8 protein-coding genes and 2 pseudogenes are annotated in these 5,238 nt (G+C 45.4%); 3 read left to right on the forward strand and 7 right to left on the reverse strand.

The genetic code is table 11. From position 1 onward, the window contains the following. The 7 genes from OGM63_RS12385 to OGM63_RS12415 all read right to left on the reverse strand — a co-directional run. Positions 1 to 445: photosynthetic reaction center family protein (locus tag OGM63_RS12385; protein ID WP_511041088.1), on the reverse strand; the 445-nt coding region annotated here is incomplete at its 3' end. Between the two features lie 314 nt (positions 446 to 759). Then, a complete protein-coding gene (locus tag OGM63_RS12390) occupies positions 760 to 1,251 on the reverse strand; it encodes an RNA-guided endonuclease InsQ/TnpB family protein (RefSeq protein WP_263745878.1) in 492 nt (163 codons plus the stop codon). A 247-nt stretch (positions 1,252 to 1,498) separates the two neighbouring features. Beyond that, a complete protein-coding gene (locus tag OGM63_RS12395) occupies positions 1,499 to 1,744 on the reverse strand; it encodes a hypothetical protein (protein WP_263745879.1) in 246 nt (81 codons plus the stop codon). An 84-nt stretch (positions 1,745 to 1,828) separates the two neighbouring features. Next, positions 1,829 to 2,413 carry an alpha-ketoglutarate-dependent dioxygenase AlkB family protein gene (locus OGM63_RS12400; RefSeq protein ID WP_263745880.1) on the reverse strand — a complete coding sequence of 195 codons (585 nt, stop codon included), beginning with the start codon at positions 2,411 to 2,413 and terminating at the stop codon, positions 1,829 to 1,831. A 25-nt stretch (positions 2,414 to 2,438) separates the two neighbouring features. Continuing rightward, positions 2,439 to 2,852 (reverse strand): hypothetical protein, encoded by a 414-nt coding sequence (locus OGM63_RS12405; protein ID WP_263745881.1) that lies wholly within the window; start codon positions 2,850 to 2,852, stop codon positions 2,439 to 2,441. A 74-nt stretch (positions 2,853 to 2,926) separates the two neighbouring features. Beyond that, a complete protein-coding gene (locus OGM63_RS12410; RefSeq protein WP_263745882.1) occupies positions 2,927 to 3,358 on the reverse strand; it encodes an antirestriction protein ArdA in 432 nt (143 codons plus the stop codon). After that, positions 3,270 to 3,644, reverse strand: coding sequence for a hypothetical protein (locus OGM63_RS12415; protein WP_263745883.1), 375 nt, complete (start codon positions 3,642 to 3,644; stop codon positions 3,270 to 3,272). Before OGM63_RS12415 ends, OGM63_RS12410 begins: the two co-directional genes overlap by 89 nt. Positions 3,645 to 3,728: 84 nt before the next feature. Between OGM63_RS12415 and OGM63_RS12420 the strand changes: the two genes are divergently transcribed. The 3 genes and pseudogenes from OGM63_RS12420 to rpoC2 form a co-directional block, all read left to right on the forward strand. Next, positions 3,729 to 3,854 (forward strand): hypothetical protein, encoded by a 126-nt coding sequence (locus OGM63_RS12420; protein ID WP_263745884.1) that lies wholly within the window; start codon positions 3,729 to 3,731, stop codon positions 3,852 to 3,854. Between the two features lie 11 nt (positions 3,855 to 3,865). After that, positions 3,866 to 4,310 (forward strand): annotated as a pseudogene (locus OGM63_RS12425) (DNA-directed RNA polymerase subunit beta); the annotation flags it as partial. A gap of 324 nt (positions 4,311 to 4,634) precedes the next feature. Continuing rightward, positions 4,635 to 5,238, forward strand: a pseudogene (rpoC2, locus tag OGM63_RS12430) (DNA-directed RNA polymerase subunit beta'); the annotation flags it as partial.

The following is a 5,238-nucleotide window of genomic DNA, read 5'->3' on the forward strand; positions in this document are numbered from 1 at the left end:
CGCTGAATGCTAGGCAAATCCAAGGACGCATACCTAAGCGGTAAGAAAGTTCCCATTCACGACCGAGGTAGCAGAATACGCCGATCAAGAAGTGGAATACTACCAATTGGTAAGGACCACCGTTGTATAACCACTCATCTAAGGAAGCAGCTTCCCAAATTGGGTAGAAGTGCAAGCCAATTGCGTTAGAAGAAGGAACAACTGCACCAGAAATGATGTTGTTTCCGTAAATCAAGGAACCTGCTACGGGTTCACGGATACCATCGATGTCTACTGGAGGTGCTGCGATGAACGCAATGATGAAGCAGGTGGTTGCAGCTAGCAAGGTGGGGATCATCAATACACCGAACCAACCGATGTATAGACGGTTTTCTGTGCTGGTGATCCAGGTACAGAAGCGTTCCCAAACGTTGGCGCTTTGGCGCTGTTGTAAGGTTGTGGTCATGAGTTTATGATTGCGATTAAAAGATGTATGTATCAGTCGGTGTTTAGTCGGCTGTATTCATATACTAAGACAATTTACAAATTGTTACAAGGGTTTGAAGTTGAGTAATTCTTACCTACGCAATTAGCTTTACTTATCAGTGGGGCATTGGTTGCTTCAGCACTCCTACGCATTAGACATGTTCCTACTTTTTTGGTCAGTGGTAGTGCGATCGCTGCAAATGCATATTTTATTTTAAGGATGCGATCGCCCGCAAGTGGAGGTTAATAAATATTGAGCCACTCCCCCGCGCGTGAAAACGGGGGATTCAGGCATCAGACAGAGATTGCAGTCTGGGACTGTCTAACATCTCCTACGCCTAGAGTCGAACTCCCGACTCTTTTAATATTCAAGCTGGCATTTTCATCTCGGTCATTTTCAGATTGACATGACGGACAACGCCAACGTCTAATTGATAAATCCAAAGATTCTAAAGCATGACCACAGCAAGAACAGGTTTTGCTTGAAGGATACCAAGGGTCAATGTAGACTACCTGCTTCCCTTTTTTTAATGCAACCCATTCAAGAATCTCTAAGAATTCCCTAAATGCTAGGTCGCCTATTTTTCGTCCCCAAAGACGCTGCATCCCTTTGAGATTTAATGTCTCAAAACACAACACATCAAACAAACAAGTTAAGGATAAAGCTAGTTTCCACTCACCTATCGCGTCTACGGTTTGCGACATCTTCATGCTTACGAACAAGGTTTTTTCGTGCGCGTTCTCGCGTTGTTGAACCGCTTCTGTTTCTTGGAATGCTGGCGACACGAATACTTTATATCGTTTAGGGATTGTTTGAGAAATAGTGGCGACTCAATATTGAACCCTTCAGAACAGGTGAGAAATGTCTTTAGACCAAAATCAAATCCCGCTATTTTACCAGTCGTGAATTTGATTTCAAGCGAGTTGCCACTATCAACGACAATAACCATAAACAACTCACCCAATGGGGTACGCTTAATGGTAAGAATTTACCAGTTGATAATGTGCGTAACGCATCAATAATATTATGTAATTAAAATGACATATCATTAACGCGCTTGACCCTTACCACCAACTCGCCGCCAAGAATTTCGATAAGGCGTTTGACAGTGCCGTGCTTAGTGTGGTCGGGGTCGCTTAGAGCTTTACGCATCAGTGACCCATACTTTTTGATGGCTTCGTCGCCTGAGAGTTCAGGTGATTCATGCTTGCCGTATTCACGAGCCAGGTCAGAAATGTTCCAATCTTTTTCATCTAATAGTTTTTGTAATACACTCATGCTATGGATTCGCATAATACTGCTATTTCATTTTAAGTTGTAGCCGTCGAGGACTACCACCTAACTTATGGGGATAATCAGTTTTTAAGAGCTCGTGCCGTTAATGTGGGGTCGAAACGTTAGGTTTATTCTCTCTTTCAAAGCGCGTGAGGTTTTTGGCAGTTGATGAACCCAATTTTCTTGGCACCCTGGTTTCATTAGCAATAAACTGCCATGTTCGAGCCAAAAATCGGTTATACTTTCACCGCTATGAGGACGCATTTGGAATTTGCGTTCTTGTCCCAGACTGATTTCGGCGATCGCCGGCGTTTCTCCCATACTCGGCTCGTTGTCGTTGTGCCAGCCAACAGAATCAAGTCCTGTGCGGTAGCGGTTGCAAAGTACAATGTTAAATTGATAACCAGTTTGTGACTCAATGCGCGATCGCACCTCAGAAAGAGGACTTGTCCAACGTAGCGGTTCAAGCAACACCGACTTTGAGTAAACATAATTACAGCCTTCGTCACCGTACATGCATTCAAGACGGGGTACGGGTATAGTTTTACCCATAAGTCTGATATTGTTTTGTTCCCAGGCAAGCTGCTGACAATGTTTGTATAATTTGTCTGCAAGAGTTGTTTCTAGAAAATTTGGTATGTATTCAACAGGTGGTAGATTGTTTTCACTCATCAAATAAAGTTAGTTGTTGCATTATTTAGTCCTCTAGGACGGGCTGTGTAACAGAAGGCAAACTTAGCTGAAGAGAATTAATTTCAGTCGGGTGTTCCCGTTCAATCCACCTAAAAGCGTGGGCTAAATTGTTAACTAATTCCTGCCAACTTTTAGGTGCTGTCAGCATATGCGAATTTTGAAGAGCCGCATATTGATTTAGTAGGTGAGCTAAATCAATCATGTGCGAATAAACATCAAAGGCTAGTTGATTGCAGCTATAACGAATTCGCTTTTTTGCTTTAAGAGGTAAAACGTTCCAGAAAATGCTGTTTCTTACTTTGCGATATTCATGCGAGAGAGCGATCGCTTTTTCTAAATGCTGCCTTGCGCTCTCTAGCTCTGGGTCGTCAGGGAAATTATGAAGTGCTACCACCATTGCACAATGAGCAGCTTGCATATTGATTAAATTCCATATATGCGATCTGGATAGTGTGTTGTAAATTCCCTCATATTCTGGGGGATGCAGGAGAATTAGTGGCGGCTAAAAACGTAGGTTTCGTGATATCCAACTTCTACCGAGTGGTAAGAATCGATAAACCAATCACGGGCGATCGCACTCCAATCAATGTAAGATTCATTGATGTTTAACTCTTCTAGCTGTTTCAGCCTGCCGCACTCATCCCACATTTGATAAACAAAATCTTCCTCGTCCTGATATTGCCCCATATAACAGTCTTGAAAGTCTTCAGCACTCGTATCGCTGCCGTAATGCTGGTAATAAACTGCGAAAGCTTTGCCGTGTTCTTTGAGTAGCTCGGCTAACTCTGCAATGCGCTCTATCGATTCATGCTCACCGCTTATGGCAGCAGATTTTTTAATGAACTTGGGACACCACACCAACTCGCGGGGGTCGTAGCCTTGGGATTGGGCGATCGCGCTTCTGGCAGTTTTTGAGTGAACCACTGCGACCGCTTTTGCTGTTCTTGATGAGAGTGTAATAAACAATACCCTTGGGAACATCGCCGAAGACAGGAGTCAGCCAAATTTGCCCTTGGGCAATGCGTCCACCCATGTATTCACTAACACGCCGCGAAAAGTGAACAACAAAGAATTCGAGCTTAGAACCATATTCGGTTTCGCCAACTGTCCAGCATCCGCTCTTGCAGTCGTTCTTAAGAAACACTGCCATTTCTGGGATGACTAAGCCGGTGTTTTTGGGTGTGGATTCAAAAAATTTATGACGAGCCATGATTTTTAATTACCCCAGCTGCATGACTGGGGTGCTACTGGTTTAGAAGTGTTCAAAAGTTACTATGAGCGGAAGTAAAGCCAATTGCTAGCTGATAATCGCGGTCATGCCAGCCAAGCATGTACCATTCACTATCTGGGTACTGCGGCGGTAGTCTATAACTGCGATCGCTCGATGAGCAGGGAATTATCCGCATTGGGGCATGGGTAGATGCCGGGGATATATTAGTCGGAAAAGTGACGCCGAAGGGTGAATCTGACCAACCACCAGAAGAAAAGTTGCTGCGAGCAATTTTTGGTGAAAAGGCGCGGGATGTGCGCGATAACTCATTGCGAGTGCCCAATGGTGAAAAAGGTCGCGTGGTTGATGTGCGCTTATTTACGCGCACATCAAGGCGACGAATTGCCACCAGGGGCGAATATGGTGGTGCGGGTTTATGTAGCGCAGAAGCGGAAAATTCAAGTTGGCGACAAAATGGCAGGACGCCACGGGAATAAGGGAATTATTTCTCGCATCCTCCCGTTGGAAGATATGCCTTATTTGCCCGATGGGTCGCCGGTAGACATTGTGCTGAATCCGTTGGATGTGCCCAGCCGGATGAATGTGGGGCAGGTGTTTGAGTGTTTGTTAGGTTGGGCTGGTCACACCTTGGGAGTGCGCTTTAAGATTACGCCTTTTGATGAAATGTATGGAGAGGAGGAATCGCGGCGGATTGTGCATGGGCTGAGAAATTTAATTTCTTGGGCGTTCACCAATTGTGGCACGGCGCGAACGGCGGTGATGGCGGATAAGTTAAAAGATTTGGGCTTTCGCTACGCCACCAAAGCCGGGGTTTCGATTAGCGCTCTTTTATTACTCTCGCCAGATTAAATTTGAAACCCTATTTTCAGGTTAGTCCAAGGTAGGCGGACGAGCGTTTGTGTAGCCGCGACTTCCAGTCGTCAGGGCTTCATAATTATTATTCTCTCTCCAGAGTCATATAAGAGGGTTAGTGTAGATGATTTGATGATTCCGCCAAGTAAGCGATCGCTCCTCGAAGCGCCAGAAGCCGAAATTCGCGCCACGGAAGAACGCTATCCACGTGGCGAAATCACGGAAGTTGAACGTTTTCAGAAGGTAATTGATACCTGGAATAGTACATCAGAAGCCCTAAAAGATGAAGTGGTGAAGCACTTTAAGAGTACTAACCCGCTGAACTCAGTATATATGATGGCGTTTTCTGGTGCGCGGGGTAACATCTCCCAGGTGCGCCAATTGGTGGGAATGCGCGGGTTGATGGCAGATCCCCAAGGGGAAATTATCGACTTGCCGATTAAAACCAACTTCCGGGAAGGATTGACCGTCACCGAATATATTATTTCTTCTTACGGCGCTCGTAAGGGGTTGGTAGATACGGCATTAAGAACTGCCGACTCTGGATATCTCACCCGTCGTTTGGTGGATGTATCCCAAGATGTAATTATCCGTGAATTTGACTGCGGCACATCGCGAGGGCTGACCCTGGGGTCAATGACAGAAGGTGGCAAAATCCTGATTCCCATCGGCACCCGCTTGATGGGACGGGTAGTGGGGGAAGATGTAATTCATCCCACCA

Source organism: Plectonema radiosum NIES-515 (assembly GCF_025753815.1).
In the GTDB taxonomy this organism is placed as follows: domain Bacteria; phylum Cyanobacteriota; class Cyanobacteriia; order Cyanobacteriales; family Nostocaceae; genus Hassallia; species Hassallia radiosum_A.

Coding starts and splice junctions, on each gene's coding strand:
- OGM63_RS12395 (WP_263745879.1), bottom strand. CDS start 1,744: ATGAGTGTATTACAAAAACTATTAGATGAAAAAGATTGGAACATTTCT.
- OGM63_RS12400 (WP_263745880.1), bottom strand. CDS start 2,413: ATGAGTGAAAACAATCTACCACCTGTTGAATACATACCAAATTTTCTA.
- OGM63_RS12405 (WP_263745881.1), bottom strand. CDS start 2,852: ATGCAAGCTGCTCATTGTGCAATGGTGGTAGCACTTCATAATTTCCCT.
- OGM63_RS12415 (WP_263745883.1), bottom strand. CDS start 3,644: ATGGCTCGTCATAAATTTTTTGAATCCACACCCAAAAACACCGGCTTA.